Origin of the sequence: Stenotrophomonas sp. TEPEL (assembly GCF_004348785.1) — a bacterium.
In the GTDB taxonomy this organism is placed as follows: Bacteria; Pseudomonadota; Gammaproteobacteria; order Xanthomonadales; family Xanthomonadaceae; genus Stenotrophomonas; species Stenotrophomonas indicatrix.
Genome location: NZ_QQXJ01000001.1, coordinates 211,671 through 229,012, shown reverse-complemented (window position 1 = coordinate 229,012; position 17,342 = coordinate 211,671). Strand labels below are relative to the sequence as shown.

15 protein-coding genes are annotated in these 17,342 nt (G+C 68.1%); 10 read left to right on the top strand and 5 right to left on the bottom strand.

What is annotated here, in order from left to right; translation table 11 throughout:
• Positions 1-140: 140 nt before the first annotated feature.
• Complete coding sequence (locus TEP_RS00995) at positions 141-3,500, bottom strand: TIM-barrel domain-containing protein (RefSeq protein WP_132823748.1); 3,360 nt, start codon at positions 3,498-3,500, stop codon at positions 141-143.
• A gap of 322 nt (positions 3,501-3,822) precedes the next feature.
• Between TEP_RS00995 and TEP_RS00990 the strand changes: the two genes are divergently transcribed.
• From TEP_RS00990 to TEP_RS00965, 6 genes are all read left to right on the top strand, one after another.
• Entirely contained in the window at positions 3,823-4,977 is a 1,155-nt protein-coding gene (locus TEP_RS00990; RefSeq protein WP_132823746.1) for an SIS domain-containing protein, read from the top strand.
• The gene (locus tag TEP_RS00985) at positions 4,970-5,908 is read left to right on the top strand and encodes an ROK family protein (RefSeq protein WP_132823744.1); all 939 of its coding nucleotides are present in this window, start codon (positions 4,970-4,972) and stop codon (positions 5,906-5,908) included. Before TEP_RS00990 ends, TEP_RS00985 begins: the two co-directional genes overlap by 8 nt.
• A gap of 16 nt (positions 5,909-5,924) precedes the next feature.
• Positions 5,925-7,259 carry a D-tagatose-bisphosphate aldolase, class II, non-catalytic subunit gene (locus tag TEP_RS00980; RefSeq protein ID WP_132823743.1) on the top strand — a complete coding sequence of 445 codons (1,335 nt, stop codon included), beginning with the start codon at positions 5,925-5,927 and terminating at the stop codon, positions 7,257-7,259.
• Between the two features lie 33 nt (positions 7,260-7,292).
• Positions 7,293-8,069, top strand: coding sequence for a DeoR family transcriptional regulator (locus tag TEP_RS00975; RefSeq protein WP_049465791.1), 777 nt, complete (start codon positions 7,293-7,295; stop codon positions 8,067-8,069).
• Entirely contained in the window at positions 8,066-9,181 is a 1,116-nt protein-coding gene (locus TEP_RS00970) for an amidohydrolase family protein (RefSeq protein ID WP_132823741.1), read from the top strand. Before TEP_RS00975 ends, TEP_RS00970 begins: the two co-directional genes overlap by 4 nt.
• 89 nt (positions 9,182-9,270) lie before the next feature.
• A complete protein-coding gene (locus tag TEP_RS00965) occupies positions 9,271-11,082 on the top strand; it encodes an MFS transporter (protein WP_132823740.1) in 1,812 nt (603 codons plus the stop codon).
• Between the two features lies 1 nt (position 11,083).
• Here TEP_RS00965 and TEP_RS00960 read toward each other — a convergent pair whose 3' ends face one another.
• Genes TEP_RS00960 through TEP_RS00950 form a run of 3 tightly spaced genes read right to left on the bottom strand, consistent with a single transcriptional unit; the run spans position 11,084 to position 12,883 of the window.
• Positions 11,084-11,578 (bottom strand): hypothetical protein, encoded by a 495-nt coding sequence (locus TEP_RS00960; RefSeq protein ID WP_132823738.1) that lies wholly within the window; start codon positions 11,576-11,578, stop codon positions 11,084-11,086.
• On the bottom strand, positions 11,578-12,129 hold the full coding sequence (locus TEP_RS00955) for an HdeD family acid-resistance protein (RefSeq protein WP_025877483.1): 552 nt from the start codon (positions 12,127-12,129) through the stop codon (positions 11,578-11,580). Before TEP_RS00955 ends, TEP_RS00960 begins: the two co-directional genes overlap by 1 nt.
• A gap of 58 nt (positions 12,130-12,187) precedes the next feature.
• Positions 12,188-12,883, bottom strand: coding sequence for a ComF family protein (locus TEP_RS00950; RefSeq protein WP_132823737.1), 696 nt, complete (start codon positions 12,881-12,883; stop codon positions 12,188-12,190).
• Between the two features lie 123 nt (positions 12,884-13,006).
• Here TEP_RS00950 and TEP_RS00945 point away from each other — a divergent pair, with 123 nt between their 5' ends.
• Positions 13,007-13,480, top strand: a complete 474-nt coding sequence (locus tag TEP_RS00945; protein ID WP_240790606.1) for an H-NS histone family protein — start codon at positions 13,007-13,009, stop codon at positions 13,478-13,480.
• Here TEP_RS00945 and TEP_RS00940 read toward each other — a convergent pair.
• Positions 13,467-14,039 (bottom strand): DUF3658 domain-containing protein, encoded by a 573-nt coding sequence (locus tag TEP_RS00940; RefSeq protein ID WP_099785785.1) that lies wholly within the window; start codon positions 14,037-14,039, stop codon positions 13,467-13,469. The genes TEP_RS00945 and TEP_RS00940 overlap by 14 nt on opposite strands.
• Positions 14,040-14,195: 156 nt before the next feature.
• Here TEP_RS00940 and bioB point away from each other — a divergent pair, with 156 nt between their 5' ends.
• The 3 genes from bioB (at position 14,196) to bioH (ending at position 17,328) form a co-directional block, all read left to right on the top strand.
• A complete protein-coding gene (gene bioB / locus TEP_RS00935; RefSeq protein ID WP_132823736.1) occupies positions 14,196-15,239 on the top strand; it encodes a biotin synthase BioB in 1,044 nt (347 codons plus the stop codon).
• Positions 15,240-15,306: 67 nt separating this feature from the next.
• Positions 15,307-16,530, top strand: a complete 1,224-nt coding sequence (gene bioF, locus TEP_RS00930) for an 8-amino-7-oxononanoate synthase (protein ID WP_132823734.1) — start codon at positions 15,307-15,309, stop codon at positions 16,528-16,530.
• 18 nt (positions 16,531-16,548) lie between these two features.
• Complete coding sequence (bioH, locus tag TEP_RS00925; RefSeq protein WP_132823732.1) at positions 16,549-17,328, top strand: pimeloyl-ACP methyl ester esterase BioH; 780 nt, start codon at positions 16,549-16,551, stop codon at positions 17,326-17,328.
• Positions 17,329-17,342: the final 14 nt, after the last annotated feature.

The window sequence follows — 17,342 nt, the reverse complement described above, 5'->3', positions numbered from 1 at the left end:
GGCAACATCGGGGTTCTCTCCTGGCAGGGGTGCGGCGCGAAGGGTGGATCGGCGGGCAAAACGCTCCCGGGCCACGGCTCCCACCGTCGTGGTGAAGCCGTAGTCGGAATGGGCGGGGGAGGAGCGGTGTTACGTGGCGGTCATGGGGCGACGATGCTGGCGGAGTCGCCCTCCTGGCCGATCAGCACGGCGTTGGCCCAGTTGGCACAGACCTGGGCGGGTTGGCTGCCCTGCGCACCCAGCGTGCGCAGGCTCAGGGTGGAAAGGCCACGGATGTCCAGCTCCGGCTTGACCACGCCGGGCGCCTTCACCAGGCCGCTGTCATACAGCAGGCGGTTGTCGCCCCAGACCTGGAACTGCAGGCCACCGGCCGTGCGGCAGGCGTCGTCGATGCCGAGGTCGGCACGCAGCAGGCGCCATCCCCCCTGCAGGCGCAGGTCGATGCGGCTGTTGGCGGACACGCCCAGGCCGCGGCGGAACTGCAGGCCGTTCATGCGCATGCCGGCGTCGCCGGTGAACGCCTTGTCGGCGTGCACATGGCTGGCCAGCGCGGCCGGCACCGGCAGCTCGGAGAGATAGCGCTGCCGGGCCGGTCGCTCCGGTTCCTGGTGTTCGAGGATGTGGAAGGTGGACAGCGCAATCGGGCCGACGTCGCGCGGTTGCAGCGCGTCGAAGGCACGCGCACTGCCCTGTGCAGCGGTCACCATCGGATCGGTGCTGGAGGCACCGTCACCTTCGGGGTTCTGCACGCTCAGCACGCGGAAGCGCAGCAGGCGGCCGGCGTGGGCCGGGAAGTCGATGCGCTGCGTGCCTTCCTTCAGTTGCAGGTGGCCGCGGGCAATCGGTTCACCCCACTCGCCGTTGCTGTCGCCCAGGTACACCTCGTAGTCGCGCACCTGGCCGTGCTTCCAGTTCTTGTCGTTGCGCGGCGCGATGTCGATGCCATCGATCATCTTCCGCTCGCCGAAGCCGATCACCCACTCATGGGCACCGGTGCGCACGGCCTGGTTGCGCACGCTGCGGAACCAGGTGGCCGGATCATCATCGAAGGCATTCTCCAGCGCATGGCCGGGTTCTTCGGACGGGCGGTTGACCACCAGCAGGCTGTCGGCCGGCAGTTCGCGGCCCAGCACCGGTGCAGCCGGATAGGCATCGTCGGCGGCCGCTGCGGCGACGGCGAAGTCCAGCTGCAGCTGCAGCGGCTGGCGGATGTCCTGCGCCGCGGTGCGTACATGCAGGGTGCCGCGACGCTCCTTGGCATCGAAGTACCAACCCTCGCTGGCGCTGTTGAATGCGGTCGCGTCGGCCAGCGCCGGCAGCGCGCGGCCACCAGCCTGCACCGCGCGCGGCGCCTGGCGGCTGAGCACGCGCAGGCCGTAGCGGCGCTGCGCCAGCTGGCCGTTGTACTTGCCCTGTACTGCGTCGATCTGCACCTGCACCGGGCCACTGCCCTGTGCCGGCGCCTGCACGCGGATCTGCTGCGTGCTCGATTCGCCCTGCTGGTAGCGGCGGGTGTTGCCATCGTCTTCGTACAGCGTGTACTGCGAATCGCCCTGCGGGTACAGGTCGAACGTCACTTCATCCAGCGGCTTTTCGCCATCGAACAGCATCGACGGGTACATCGGCAGAATCGCACCGGCGCGCACGAACACCGGCAGCGTGGCCAGGTCCACCTGGCGGTCGAGCTGGCGGCCGTCGGCGGCGGCCTGCACGCGGCGGCCGTCCCAGTAGTCGATCCAGCCGCCGGCCGGCAGATGGATATCGCGGCGCCAGCCACGGCTGGCGGCCTGGCTGCGGTACACCGGCGCGACCAGCAGGTCGCGGCCAAGCAGGAACTGGTACTTGTAGGTTTCATCCTGCGCATGCGGGTCGCGCGGGTTGTCCCACATCAGCCCACGCACCGGCGGTGCACCGGTCTGCGCGGCCTCGTGCACCAGCCCGTACATGTACGGGGTCAGGCGCATCTTCAACTTCAGGTAATCGCGGTTGATGCTGCGATAGGGCTCGTCGTACCACCACGGGTGCTTGCGTGCGTTCGACGACCAGCCGCTCATGCCCATCAGCACCGGGGTGAAGGCTTTCCACTGCAGGTCGCGGGTGAAGGTTTCGGCGCTGCCACCGAAGATCGCATCGACATCGCCACTGGCGTAGGCCATGCCGGACAGGCCCGAACCGACCAGGGTCGGCACGTGCCAGCGGATGTAATCCCAGCTGCTGCTCTGGTCGCCGGTCCAGGCCACCGCATAGCGCTGGATGCCGGCCCAGCCCATCACCGTCCACAGGAACGGGCGAGAATCGGAATTGTCGAGGATGCCGTTGAAGGCCTGGCGGTTGGCGTCCATCGCGAACTGATAGCCCTTGCCGGTCCAGGCCACGTCCAGCTTCTGCACGCGGCTGCCGGCCTTGCCCACTTCCCAGGCGATCTTGTCGACGCCGTTCTCGGTCCACAGGCCGGTACGGAAACCATACCCGGCCAGGCCCTTCACCGTTTCCGGCAACTGCTTGTAGCCGCAACCGTAACCATCATTGGGCAGGATCCAGCCACCGGGCATGTCGTTGGCGCGGTACTGCTTGGCCACGCTGTCGATCACATCCGGCGTGGTGCCGGTCGGGCCGTCACTCCAGCCCTCGGGGACGGTGCCGGGCTTCTTGCTGTTGTCGCCATCGTTGTAGCAATCGGCATCGCCGTAGGACAGCGCCCAGCGCGCGACCATGTTCGGGCGGCCGGTCAGCTGGGTGTAGCGCTCGATCAGCTTCGGCAGGTCGGCGCCGACGAAGTAGTACGCATCGAAGCGGTCTTCGCGGTGCAGCAGCGTGGCCTGGTCGGCCTCGCGCAGATCGTAGCTGCCATCGCTCCAGGTGTTGCGTAGCATGCCCCAGCCACGGCTGCTCAGCAGCATCGGTGCCGGGCTCGGGCGATCGCCCTCTTCCCAACCGCCGGAATAGGACACTTCCAGCTCGCGGCCCTTGAATTGGTACCGGCCGTTCTGCTGGCCACCGCCGTAATAGCCTTCATCGGCCTGCGAGGCCAGCACCTGCACGCTCTGCGCGGCATCCAGGTCCAACGGCTGCAATTCCTGCCACAGCGCGGTGGGCTGGCCGTTGTCCAGGCGTTCCAGGCGCATGCGCAGTGGCTGCCGCTGTACATGCAGCACCAGGGCATCGGTGCGCACGCGGATTTCCTGCGCGTCTTCTTCCAGCTGCGCCTGCACGTTGGCCTTGGGCTGCGGCAGCACGATCGGTGCGGCCTTGTCGCCGGCACCGGTCAGTGTGCCGTTGCGGCCGGCCTGCACGCGGATGATGTCGGTGGCCGGCAGTTCGATGCGGATGCGTGCGCCCTTGTCGGTCTGCAGGTCCCAGCCCTGCACGCCATCGTGGCTGGCGCTGGCGCTGACGGTACGCAGGTTGCCGACCGGCTCGGCCCGGGCCGGCATGGACGCCAGCATCAATGCCGGCAACAGGGCCAGCATCAGCGGCGAGCGACGAACGCAGATTTCCACACGGACTCCCAACCCGTTCACCGGGGGTTTCGAAAGCGGTTGGGCCGACTCTAGGGCAGCGATTCGAAAGATGTCAACAAATTGAAAGGAAAAAGGAAGATATATTCCACTGAAACGAAAGTTGTTGCGTTGCAATACTTTGTGTAAGCGCTTGCAGCCGCCTGTTAAGCATTGTGCGATACGGCATTCGGCTCGATCTTTCGTTTTCTCGGGCAGTCGGCAGCGGGAAAAGTCATCGCTCCATTTTCTTTCTTTTTACTTTCGCTATTTGACATTTCGAAAGAAAACACAGATGGTGCGCTGGCCCAACTGGAACCTCCGAATGGACGTCACCCTGCTTTCCGATGTGTCCGCCTGGCAGCGCCTTGGCGGAGCCGATACCGCTACCGAAATCGCCCAGCAGCCTGCGCTGTGGGAGGCCCTCGCACAGGACCTGTCGCGTGCCCGCGACCGCCTGCAGGCCTTCCTCGGCGACAGCCTCAGCGACCCCAACCAGCGCGTGCTGTTCACCGGCGCCGGCAGCTCCGGCTTCATTGCCGAAATGGTGGCCGATGCGATCAACGCGCAGTGGCCAGCTGATGTGCGCGTGGTGCACACCACCAGCCTGCTGACCCACCCGGCGCTGTACCTGCAGCGCGACCGCCCGACCCTGCTGGTCTCGTTCGGCCGCAGCGGCTCCAGCCCGGAGAGCGTGGCGGCGGTGGACCGCGTGCGCAGCGACGTGGATGACGCGCGCTTCCTGGACATCACCTGCAATGCCGAGGGCGAGCTGGCCCGCCGTGGCGCCGGCCGTGCCGACACCTGCACCCTGCTGATGCCGTCGGCCAGCTGCGACCGCGCCTTCGCCATGACCAGCAGCCTGACCTGCATGCTGCTGGCGGCATTGACCGTGTTCGACCGTTCGCCGTGGGATGCGCGCATCGCGCGCCTGCAGCAGATTGCCGGTCTGGCCCGCGAAGGCCAGGCGCAGTGGGATGCCGCTGTGGCCGCGCTGGCGCAGCGCCCGTTCAACCGGGTCATCTACCTTGGCAGCGGCCCGCTGGAAGCACTGGCGCGCGAGGCTGCGCTGAAGGTGCTGGAGCTGACCGCCGGCCGCGTGCTGGCGCTGGCCAACACCCCGCTCGGCTTCCGCCATGGACCGAAGTCCACGCTGGACGGCAGCACCCTGGTGGTCGTGCTGCGCAGCGTGCAGCCGCTGGCACGCCGCTATGAGCAGGACCTGCTGGAAGAGCTGCGCCGCGACGGCGTGGCCGGCCAGGTGCTGTCGATCGGCCCGCATTCGGATATCGGCGCCGACGATGACTACACCCTCACCGTGCCTGCCCTGGATGACCCGTGGCTGGCGCCGGTGTGGCTGGGCTTTGCGCAGCTGTACGCGCTGCAGCGTTCGGCCGCACTCGGCCTGACCCCCGACAATCCGTTCCCGGACGGCACCGTCAACCGCGTGGTCAAGGGTGTCACCATCCACCATGGCTGAGCTGATCGCCAACGCCTGCTACGGCATCGACATCGGCGGCACCAAGATCGAGCTGGTGGTGTGCGATGCGGCGATGCAGGTCACCTGGCGGCGCCGCGTGGCTACCCCGCAGGGCGACTACGACGGCTTCCTGCAGGCGGTGGTGACACTGGTTGCTGAAGCCGATGCTGCGCTGGGTCGCAGCGATGCGGCCATCGGCATCGCCCTGCCCGGCGTGCGTGATCATCGCAACGGCCGCCAGCTCAGCGCCAATGTGCCTGCGCTGACCGGTCAATGCGTGGCGGCTGATCTGCAGGCACGCCTGCAGCGTCCGCTGCATTTCGGCAACGACCTGCAGTGTTTTGCGCTCTCCGAGGCGCATGGTGGCGCCGCCGATGGCTACCCCAGCATGTTCGGCGCCATCCTCGGCACCGGTGCCGGGGGCGGCTTCTGCCTGCAGGGGCGCCTGCTGTCCGGCTTCAACGGCCTGGCCGGCGAATGGGGCCACTGGAGCGTGCCGGGTCACCTGCTGCAGCGTCATGGCCTGCCGCTCATCGATTGCGCCTGTGGCCTGCAAGGCTGCGTGGAGCGCTACGTGTCCGGCAGTGGCCTGGCGATGATCGAGCGCCACCTCGGTGGCAGCGCTGCCGATGCCAGCGCGGTGGTCGCCCTGGCCGAGGCCGGCAATGCACGTGCACGGCAGGCACTGGACATCCATCGCGACCTGCTCGGCCACAGCCTGGCCGCCCTGGTGCTGGCGCTGGACCCGCACGTGATCGTGCTCGGTGGCGGCCTGTCCCAGTACGCACCGCTGTACCAGCTGTTGCCGGCGGCCATCGCCGCGCATCTGTTCAACGGCGTGCAGGTGCCGCCCATCGTGCCGCCGCGCTTCGGCGATGCCGGTGGTGCACGCGGTGCCGCCCTGCTGGCCTGCCAACCCTCGTTTTCCTGATGTCCGGAGCTTGACCATGTCCCCGTTGCAGACCCTGCTTGCCTCCCACCGCGCCGGCCACAACGTCGGCCTGTACAGTGTCTGCTGCAGCAACGAACAGGTGCTGCGCGCGGCCATGCACGTGGCGTTGGCGCACGATACCGTGCTGCTGATCGAAGCCACCTCCAACCAGGTCGACCAGTTCGGCGGCTACACCGGCATGACCCCGCCGCAGTACCGCGACTACGTCGGCACCCTGGCCGATGAGGAAGACTTCCCGCGCGAGCGCTTGATCCTCGGCGGTGACCACCTTGGCCCGAACGCCTGGCAGAAGCGCCCGGCCGCCGAAGCGATGACCCATGCGCGCGTGCTGATCGAGGCCTACGTCGCCGCGGGTTTCCACAAGATCCACCTGGACTGCAGCATGTCCTGCGCCGATGACCCGGTGCCGCTGCCCGATGCCATCGTTGCTGCACGTTCGGCCGAGCTGGCCGAGATCGCCGAGCGCACCGCCGCCGAGCACGGCCTGCCGCCGCCGGTCTATGTCATCGGCACCGAAGTGCCGATTCCCGGTGGCGAAGCCTCGCTGGCCGGTGGCCTGCAGGTGACCACCCCGGCCGCCGCTGCACAGACCCTGGCCATCCACCGTCAGGCCTTCGACACCCCGCTGCTGCGCGATGCATGGCAGCGTGTGCTGGCCATGGTGGTGCAGCCGGGCGTGGACTTCGACCACAGCAGCGTGCACGAGTACGACGCGGCCGCCGCCAGCGAGCTGGCCGACTTCCTCGAACAGCAGCCGCGCATCGTGTTCGAAGCGCATTCGACCGACTACCAGCGCGAAAGCGGCCTGCATGCGCTGGTGCGCGACCATTTCGCCATCCTCAAGGTCGGCCCCGCGGCCACCTTCGCCTACCGCGAAGCGCTGTTCGCACTCGCTGCCATCGAAGCCGAGCTGCTGCCGGCCGCGCAGTGCTCGCGCCTGCCGCAGGTGCTGGACGAGGTGATGGTGGCGCAGCCGAAGTCCTGGCAGTCGTACTACCAGGGCGACGAAGCGACCCTGCGCCTGCTGCGCAGCTATTCCTTCAGCGACCGCTGCCGCTACTACTGGGGCGAGCCGGCGCTGGTGCAAGCCGTGCAGACCCTGTTCGCCAACCTGGAACAGCACGCGCCGCCGCTGGTGCTGCTCAGCCAGTACCTGCCGGAGCAGTACCGCGCCGTGCGCGAGGGCACCCTGGCCAATACGCCTACCGCCCTGGTGCAGCATCGCATCGGCCTGTGCCTGGGCGAATACGCCCGCGCCTGCAGCGCCAACGAGGCGGGAACCCGCAAGCACAACGCAAGTCCGGCTGCCGCCGATCTTGCGAACGGCTAATCTCTACCTTTCCCCGCGAAACCGAGAATGGCCATGCGCAACACCCGCTCCCGCCGGCAACAGATCCTGCAGCTGCTGATCGAGCACGGCTCGGTGCAGGTGGCCGATCTGGTCGAGCGCTTTGGCGTGTCGGCGGTGACCATCCGTGCCGACCTGACCCACTTCGAATCGCAGGGGCTGGCCACGCGAACCCACGGTGGCGCCACCCTGGTGCGAACGCCGCCGCAGGAGCAGGACATCCATGAAAAGGATGCGCTGAACCTGCCGCTGAAGGATTCCATCGGCACGGCGGCCGCGCGCCTGGTGCAGGCCGGTGACAACATCATCATCGACTCCGGCTCCACCACGATGACCCTGGCCCGCCACCTGCGCGGACACCGCGATGTGACGGTGATGACCAACGGCCTGAACATCGCCTGGGAACTGGCCAACGCCGCCGGCATCACCGTGCTGCTGACCGGCGGACTGCTGCGCCAGCAATCGCTGTCGCTGCAGGGCAGCCAGGCCGAAGCCAGCCTCAACTCCTACAGTTTCGACACGCTGTTCCTGGGCGTGGATGGCCTGGACCTGCAGTTCGGCCTGACCACCCACGACGAAGCCGAAGCCCGCCTCAACCACCGCATGGTCGAACGCGCGCGGCGCATCGTGGTGCTCACCGACGCCTCCAAATTCGGACGCGTCAGCCTGCACCGCATCGCCCGCCTCGATCAGATCCACGCCATCATCACCGACGCCGGCATCGACGACGCGACCCGCGAGGGGCTGCAGCGGCTGGGCATCGAAGTGATCATCGCCGAGCCCCCCGCATGACCGACACCCGCTCCCTGCACGGCCGCATCCTCACCCCGTTGGGCTGGCGTCGCGGCCAGGTGCAGTTCGATTCACACGTGCGCCAGCTGCAGGTAGATGACCACAGCGACGGCGATGACCCGCAGCTGCCGGTGATCCTGCCCGGCTTCATCGACCTGCACGTGCATGGCGCGGCCGGCGTCGACCTGATGCAGGGCGGCGACGTGGCCCGCACCATCGCCCGCACCCATGCGCGCTTTGGTACCACCACGCTGCTGGCAACCACCATGACCGCTGGCCTGGACGAGATCGAATACGCGCTGCAGGGCGTTGCGGCAACGATGGCAGCGCCCGATGCCGATGCTGCCTGCATCGCCGGTGTGCACCTGGAAGGCCCCTTCATCAGCCCGCAGCGGCTGGGCGCACAACCCAATCGTACGATCGAGGCGACGATGGCGCTGGTGCGGCAGCTGCACGCGCTGGCACCGATCCGGGTGATGACGCTGGCGCCGGAGATCGGCGAGCACACCGCACTGATCCCCGCGCTGTCCGCACTCGGCATCCGCGTGCAGCTCGGCCACAGTGCCGGCACCTACGAGGAAGGCGTGGCCGCATTGCAGGCCGGCGCTTCCGGTTTCACCCATCTGTTCAACGGCATGACCGGCGTCGACCACTACCGGCCGGGCATCGCCGCCGCTGCCCTGGCGCATGCGCAGTACGCCGAGATCATTCCCGACCTGCAGCACATCCATCCCGGCGTGATCCGTCTGGCCGCACGCGCGATTCCGCGCCTGTATGCGGTAACCGACGCGACGGCCGCCACCGGCATGCCCGATGGCGAGTACGCACTGGGCGAGCAGCGCGTACACAAGTGCGGCGGCTGCGTGCGCCTGGCCACCGGCTCGCTGGCCGGCAGCGCGCTGACCATGGACCAGGCGCTGCGCAACCTGGTGCAGGTGGGATTGGATCTGGCTGACGCATCGCAGCGCGTTTCCACCTTCCCGGCCGATTACCTGGGCTTGAGCGATCGCGGCCGCATTGCGCCCGACGCCCGCGCCGACCTGGTGGTGCTGGATGCGGAACTGCGCCTGCAGAAAGTGGTGGTAGGTGGTCGATTGATCGATCTGGACTGACACACGCCATGCGGCCCGGATGCCGCACACAAGGCGCGCAAGCGCATTGCATCAGCCACGCACCCTCCCGTCAGTCCAGGAACGAGCCGATGACCGCAGCCACTGCACCTGCCGTACCCGCTTCCACCGCCCCGCGCTGGCCCGTACGTTACCTGCTCTTCATCGGCGGCCTCGGTGGCCTGCTGTACGGCATCGACATCGGCATCATCGCTGGCGCCCTGCCCTATCTTGAAGCCACCGCCAGCCACGCCTGGCAGCTCAGCAGCCAGCAGCTCGGTTTCGTCGTCGCCGCGGTGCTGCTGGGCAGCGTGCTGTCCTCACTGTTCGCCGGCATGATCGCCGACCTCATCGGCCGCCGTGGCGCGATGCTGCTGGCCGGCGTGCTGTTCACCGCCAGCATCCCGATCATGGCACTGGCCTCGGGTTACACCCCGCTGCTGCTGGGGCGCCTGCTGCAGGGTGTCAGCGGCGGCCTGATCGGCGTGGTCATTCCCCTGTACCTGGCCGAAGTGCTCAGCCCGGAACGACGCGGCCGCGGCGCGGCGATGTTCCAGCTGCTGCTGACCGTCGGCCTGGTGCTGGCCGCGTTGATCGGCCTGTACCACGCCCATGCCGTGGACGCCGCCACAGAGTCGGTGCGCTCGCTGCCGGTCGCGCGGCAGGCGCAGGAGCTGTTCACGGTGAAGGACCACGCCTGGCGCACCATCTTCTGGACCTGCCTGGCACCGGGCCTGCTGTTCTGCGCCGGCATCTTCTGGCTGTCCGAATCACCGCGCTGGCTGGTGCGTCGTGGCCGCACCGATGATGCGCGCCGCAGCCTGCAGCGCGTGCTGCCCGCTGCCGACGTCGAGCCCACCCTGGCGCAGATCCAGGCTCCGGAATCGAGCAGCAGCAGCGGCAAGCGTGACCCGCTGCTCAGCCGCCGCTACGTGGTGCCGTTCGTGTTGGCCTGCGTGGTGCTGGCCTGCACCCAGGCCACCGGCATCAACTCGGTGCTGGCCTATGCGGTCAACATCCTCAACCAGGCAGGCCTGTCCGGCTCGGTGGCCAACGGCGCCGACGTGGCGATCAAACTGCTCAACGCGGTGATGACCGTCGCCGCGCTGCTGCTGGTCGACCGCAAGGGTCGCAAGTTCCTGCTGATGCTGGGCAGCGGTGGCATCTGCGTGGCCCTGCTGGCCGCAGCAACGCTGTTCTTCCAGGCCGAACGGGGCCGCGCCGACGTGCAGCCGCACCTGCAGGCCGCAGTGAGCGGCGATGGCCTGCAACTGGTACTGGATGACGCGCAGTGGCAGCGGCTTGCCGGTGGCGTCGACCGCGAGGGCCGGCCGCTGCAGCTGACCGTGTCCTACGCCTATGGCGACTTCACCAACGTGCGCGCGCTGCGCAGCGACAACCTGACCGACCGCGAGCTGCGCATCGAGCGCGCCGGCACCGTACAGCCGGACAGCGTCATCGGCGCGTTCTTCCGCACGTTGCACCTCAATCCGTTCGCCGACCCGGCCAGTGCCGCGCAGGCACCGCTGCGCATCGAGCAAGCCCGTATCGGCCCGATTCCGCCGCCCGCGCATGGCTGGGCCGTCGCTGCCTGCATCCTGGTATTCGTGGCGTTCTTCGCAGTTGGCCCAGGCGTGTGCGTGTGGCTGGCGCTGTCCGAGCTGATGCCCAACCGCATCCGCTCCAACGGCATGAGCATCGCGCTGCTGATCAACCAGTTCGTGTCCACCACCATTGCCGCGATCTTCCTGCCGACGGTGGGGCACTACGGCTACGCCAGCATGTTCCTGTTCTGGGCGGGCTGCACGTTCGTGTTCTTCCTGGTGGCCGCTTTCTGGCTGCCGGAGACCAAGGGGCGCTCGCTGGAAGAGATCGAAGCCGGGTTTGCGGGGAAGCAGCGCTGATTCAGCGCTGCTGTGGCGGCGCAGGGCCGCCGTGCACGATGTAGCGCGCCATGTCGTGCACTTCGGCCACGCTCATGTTGGTACCGGCCACCTGCATGGACTCGCCAAAAGGGCCCGCTATGGTGGCCACGGACAGCACGTGGTCATCGACGGTAAGCGCCACCCGCTTGCCCACCAGGGCCTCGGTCGCGTGCAGCAACCGGCCGGCGGACTCCTTGCGGAACGTCAGTTCCAGTACGGGCTGGTGCGCGGCGTCCAACGCCGCTCGCACGTCGACGATATCGGCACTGGTGAGTATCGGCGGCGCTTTCACGGCGATGCTGCGCCCTTGCCACTGCAGGGTAGCGCGGCCATCGGGATCGACCTCACGCATCTGCACCTGCACCCCCTCCCGCGGCGGATGCCGGGTCTCCGCCGGAAGCACCCGGTTGCAGCCCGCCAGCAGCAACACCGCGAGGCCGCCGCCGAGCAGCGCCCATCTGTTCCAGGCCCGCATCAGCGCAGCTTCCTCAGCTTGAACGCCACCAGCACCTGCAGCACGCCGTACAGCAGGCTGCCAATGCCGATCCACAACGTGGTTACCGCTACGCCGGCATACGGATTGGCCGCGAACAGCAGGCCCAGCACGATGGCCAGCACGCCGCTGAGAATCAGCAACCACTCACCCTGGATCTGCCTGCGCACGCGGATGGCGAAGACGATGCGATAGATGCCTGCCACCAGCAGCCATGCCGCCAGGAACAGCACCAGCACGCTGGCGGTGGCCAGTGGATTGATCACCGCCAGGATGCCGAAGCCCAGCGAGGCGACCACGTACAGCAGCAGCCAGCCACGCGAGGCGCCACTACCACCGGTAATCAACGCCAGCAGGCTGATGACGCCTTCCACGATCGCCATCACGCCCAGCGTCCACGCCAGCGCGATGGCCGCCGACATCGGCCAGCCGATCGCGATGATGCCGAAGCCCAGCGCGACCAGACCGTACAGCAGCAGGATCCACCAGCTGCGTCCAACGGCCGACAACAAGGGAGACAGAGGGGAATTCATGGCCACTCCTTCGATCCGGGTTCGTGAACATCCTAGACCTACGGAATGAAAGGTGCGATCACGGCACCCGCGCACAGACCCATGCCCGCACATCTTCAGCCCCCACCAGCCGCAGCGTCTCGGCGACTTCCAGCACGGTGCTGCCGGTGGTCATCACGTCGTCGACGATGGTCAGCCGCGCGGGGACGGCACCGCGCACATCGAAGGCGTCGAACAGGTTGTCGCGGCGCTGCTCGGCGCTGCGTTCGGACTGCGGCGCGGTATGGCGGCGACGGTACAGCCCGCGCCACCTCGGTGTCCGCAGCAGCCGGCACAGCTCGGCTGCCTGATCATAGCCGCGCTGGCGCAGGCGTTTGGGATGCAGCGGCACCGGTACCAGGGGTGGGCACGACCATGGCGGCGGGTTGCGCAGCATCAACTGCGCAAGCAGGCGTCCGGCAGCCAGGTCCTGGTGGAATTTGTAGCGGACCAGTAGTTGATCGATCGGCGGCAGGTACAGCATGCTGGCGTGGGTGGCGGTCTGCGGCGGCGGCTCGTCACGGCAGGTGCCGCAGATGGGCAGGGCCTCCTCCGGTAGCGGAAGCGCGCAGCGAAGGCAGGCGCGACCCGCCCACGGTAGGTCGGCGAGGCAAGCGACGCAGAGGTCGAAGGTGTCGTGGCCGGGCTCGCCGCAGACCAGGCAGCGCAGGGGCAGCAACAGGCGAAAGGCGGCCTGTAATGGTTCACCAAGGGCAGAAGGCAGTGGGAAGCGCATGCCGCAGCATCGCCACGCAGGTGGATGCTGCCCATCGGCGAAGCCAGCACATGCGCGTAGGTGAAGGGCGCGCTCCGCGTCTGACCATTTGCGGTCGGCAGTGGCCTCGTTGTGGCGGGTTGGGTGAACCGTCCGCTGCTTGACAGGCTGCCGGGATGTCCGGACCCTTCCGGCATGACAATCGACGTCGAACACCTGAGCCTGCGCGAACTGAACGCCCTTGTGACTGCTGCCGAGCAGCGGAGGGCGCTGGTTGCCAGCCGCCGCCCCGTGGCCGTCGTCCGTCGCAAGCTGATCGCCTTCGCCGCGCAGTGCGGCTACACGATTGAAGAGCTGATCGGGGCTGCGCCCGCCGAGGCCGCTGCACCGGTCCGCAAACCTGCCACACGGCGCAGGGCAGGCAAGGTGGCGGCCAAGTACCGCGACCCGGACAACAAGCGCAATACGTGGTCGGGCCGCGGCCGGATGCCGCGCTGGCTTGCCGAGAAGACCAAGCATGGCCGCAGCCCTGCCGATTTCCTGATTCCCGGGCTGGGCCGGTCCGACGTTCGAAAGTCCAGCGCGATCGGGCAGAGAACCGTCTTCAAGCAGAGCTGACCCGGCGCACTTCGCTGTAGCGCATGCGCGACAGGTCGCCGGCAGCCTGCAGCGCGCCACGCTCGACCAGCTTGCGCACACGCCCTGCGTAGAACACATCTGGAATTCCCGGCGGACGTTCGGGATCCAACGACATCGCCGTGCCCACGATATAGGCGACTTTGCGGAACTGACCGTCACAGTGGGAAAGCAGCTGCTGATCGATCCGCGCGACGTCCTCCTCGGTCAGCGCTGCGATGCGGTGCCGCTGTTCGTTGGTGAGGTGCGCATCGCAGTCCGGCGCGTCGTCAGTGTCAGCCAGCCGGCCATTTACAGCCAGCAGGCGGACCAGCACGAAGAAGCCAAAGTCTGCCAACTCCGCTTCGGACAGGCCTACCGGGTCGGCAAGCATGCCTGGTGGATAGTCCTTGAACGTAACGAACGTGCGGTGCTGCCACATACCGGCGGTGTCCGATTTCCGCAGGTCATCCATTACCACGCGCAAGCCTCCATCGGGCAGATCAGCCAGGCTGCACAGCACAGCGTTGCGAAGGGTTGCGGCGTTCTTGTGCGTGTCCATGCCGATTCTCACGTTCCATGCGTAGCGGCCAACTTAGCACCGCTGCAACTGACCCGGGCGACGACCCCTGTAAACCACTACTTTATATTTATAGTTGACAGCGTTCCCAACCCCACCCAGACTGCGCCCTCGCTCCAGCCCTTCCAAGGTCCCGCCATGGCAACCGCCATCCGCCACGACTGGCACCACGACGAACTGCAGGCGCTGTTCGACCTGCCCCTCCCGGAACTGCTGTTCCGCGCCGCCGCCGTCCACCGCGAGCACTTCGATCCGGCCCAGGTGCAGGTATCCACGCTGTTGTCGGTGAAGACCGGTGGCTGCCCGGAAGACTGCGCGTACTGCCCGCAGGCGCAGCGCTACAGCACCGGGGTCAACGCACAGAAACTGATGGACACCGACGCGGTGCTGGCCAAGGCCCGCCAAGCCAAAGCGGCCGGTGCCTCGCGTTTCTGCATGGGTGCAGCGTGGCGTTCGCCGAAGGACCGCGACATCCCCAAGGTGGCGGCAATGATCGCCGGGGTGAAAGCGCTGGGCCTGGAAACCTGCGCCACGCTGGGCATGCTCAGTGGCGAGCAGGCGCGCGCGTTGAAGGACGCCGGCCTGGACTACTACAACCACAACCTCGATACCGCGCCGGACTACTACGAGTCGATCATCCACACCCGGCAGTACCAGGATCGCCTGGATACGCTGGGCCATGTCCGTGATGCGGGGTTGAAGACCTGCTGCGGCGGCATCGTTGGCATGGGCGAAACGCGCGCGCAGCGGGTCGGTCTGCTGCTGGCGCTGGCCACCTTGCCGGCGCATCCCGATTCGGTGCCGATCAACAAGCTGGTGCAGGTGGCCGGCACGCCGCTGCATGGCAGTGCCGAGCTGGACCCGTTCGAGTTCGTGCGCATGATCGCCGTGGCCCGCATCGCCATGCCGCGTTCGATGGTGCGCCTGTCGGCCGGCCGCGAGTCGATGAGTGACGAGCTGCAGGCGCTGTGCTTCCTGGCCGGCGCCAACTCCATCTTTTATGGCGACAAGCTGCTGACCACCGGCAACCCGGAGAGCGAGCGCGACATGGCCCTGTTCGCACGCCTGGGCCTGCAGCCGATGGCGGTGCAGGTGGACGCCGACGGTCATGACCATGGCGGAACCGTGCATGCCGATATCAGCGCCGATGGCCCCGGCTGCGGCTGCACCCACGCGGCCTGAGCCGGCGGCCAAGCAGGCGTCGCGGCAACGCGCTACCCTAGCCGCCCCGTCGCCGCATCCAGCCGCCATGGCACGCCCCGACCTGACCGCCCGCCTCCAAGCCCAGCGCGCGTTGCGCGATGCACAAGGCCGTCGCCGCCCGCGGCGCACGGTCACCCGTCGCGATGGTGTGCGCCTGGAAGTCGATGGGCGCTGGCTGACCGGCTTCTGCAGCAACGATTACCTGGGCCTGGCCCAGCAGTTCAGCGTGGTCAACGCACTGCAGGATGCCGCCGCGCGCGAAGGTGCCGGTGCCGGTGCTTCGCACCTGGTCTGCGGCCACCACGCGCTGCACGACGCATTGGAACGCGAAGTGGCCGAGTGGCTCGGTTACCCGCGTGCCTTGCTGTTCGGCAGTGGCTTCACCGCCAACCTGGCCGTGCAGCAGGCGCTGCTGGGCGAAGAGAACGATGTCTGCGTGCAGGACAAGCTCAACCACGCCAGTCTGCTCGATGCCACCCGGCTGGCCGGCGCGCGCCTGCGCCGCTACCCGCACCTGGACGCGGAAGGTGCGATGCGCCAGCTCAAGCATGCGCCCGATGGCGCAGCGATGCTGGCTACCGACGGTGTCTTCAGCATGGATGGCGATATCGCGCCGCTGCGTGCGCTGTCGCTGGTCGCGCGCCTGCAGCAGGCGCTGTTCTACGTGGACGATGCACATGGCGTGGGCGTGCTCGGCGATGGTCGTGGCGCGGTCGCCACCACCGGCCTGGGCGTGGACGATGTGCCGCTGCAGCTGGTCACCCTGGGCAAGGCGCTTGGCGGTTCCGGCGCGCTGGTGCTCGGCCGCGAAGACCTGATCGAGCACCTGGCCGAAACCGCACGCCCCTACATCTACACCACCGCCATGGCGCCGGCGCTGGCGGCATCCGCACTGGAAGCGGTGCGCCTGGCCCGCCGCGATCATTGGCGCCGCGCGAAGCTGGCCGATCTGATTGCCCTGTTCCGTAGCGAAGCGCGACGTCATGGGCTGGATCTGATGGCATCGGAAACGCCGATCCAGCCGCTGTTGTGTGGCGACGACCACACTGCCATGGCGATGTCGCAGGCGCTGGAGCAGGCCGGCTGGCTGGTCGGCGCGATCCGCCCACCGACCGTGCCGGAAGGCAAGGCGCGCCTGCGCGTCACCTTGTCCGCGCTGCACACCACCGAGCAGGTACGCGGCCTGGTCGACGCCATCGCCGTTGCACGCGACCGCGTGGCCTTTGCCGCGCGTGAAGTGCTGCCGCCGTCGTTGCCGGCGCTGGCCTGAGTGATCGTGTAGTTCCCCATGCATATTGAAGTGACCGGCCATGGGCCGGACCTGGTACTGATCCACGGCTGGGCCCTGCAGGGCGGCGTGTTTGCGCCGCTGGTGCAGCGCCTGGCCGATCGATTCACGCTGCATCTGGTCGACCTGCCCGGCCATGGCCATAGCCGCGACGACAGCACCCCGCTGCGCCTGCCGTTCGTGGTCAATGCCATTGCCGCGGCCACGCCGCCGGCGGTGTGGTGCGGCTGGTCACTGGGCGGCCTGTTCGCGCTGCACGCGGCGGCCACGCTGCCGAAGGTGCGCGGTCTGGCGATGATCGCCGCCACGCCGCGCTTCGTGCGCGGTGATGACTGGCCGCATGCGGTGGAGCCATCGGTATTCGAGCAGTTCGGTCGTGACCTCGCGCAGGACTTCAGTGGCACCCTGGAACGTTTCCTGGCACTGGACGTGATGGGTTCGGCGCATGCCCGCGAGGAACTGCGCACCCTGCGGCTGCGCCTGGTCGAACGCGGAGCGCCCACCGAACGCGCACTGCGCGAGGGCCTGCAGCTGCTGGAGAGCACCGACCTGCGCGGTGCCTTGCCCGCACTGGGCAAGCCCAGCCTGTGGATTGCCGGCCAGCGTGACCGTCTGGTCTCGCCGGCGGCGATGCAGGCCGCTGCCGCGCTGGCGCCCGGCGGGCAGTCGCTGACCGTCGGCCATGGCGGCCACGCGCCCTTCCTCGGCCATGCCGATGACGTTGCGGCCGCCCTGCAACACTTCGTTGCCCGCCTGTCACCGGCCGATGGCGGACAATGAGCCTTCCTAAGCTT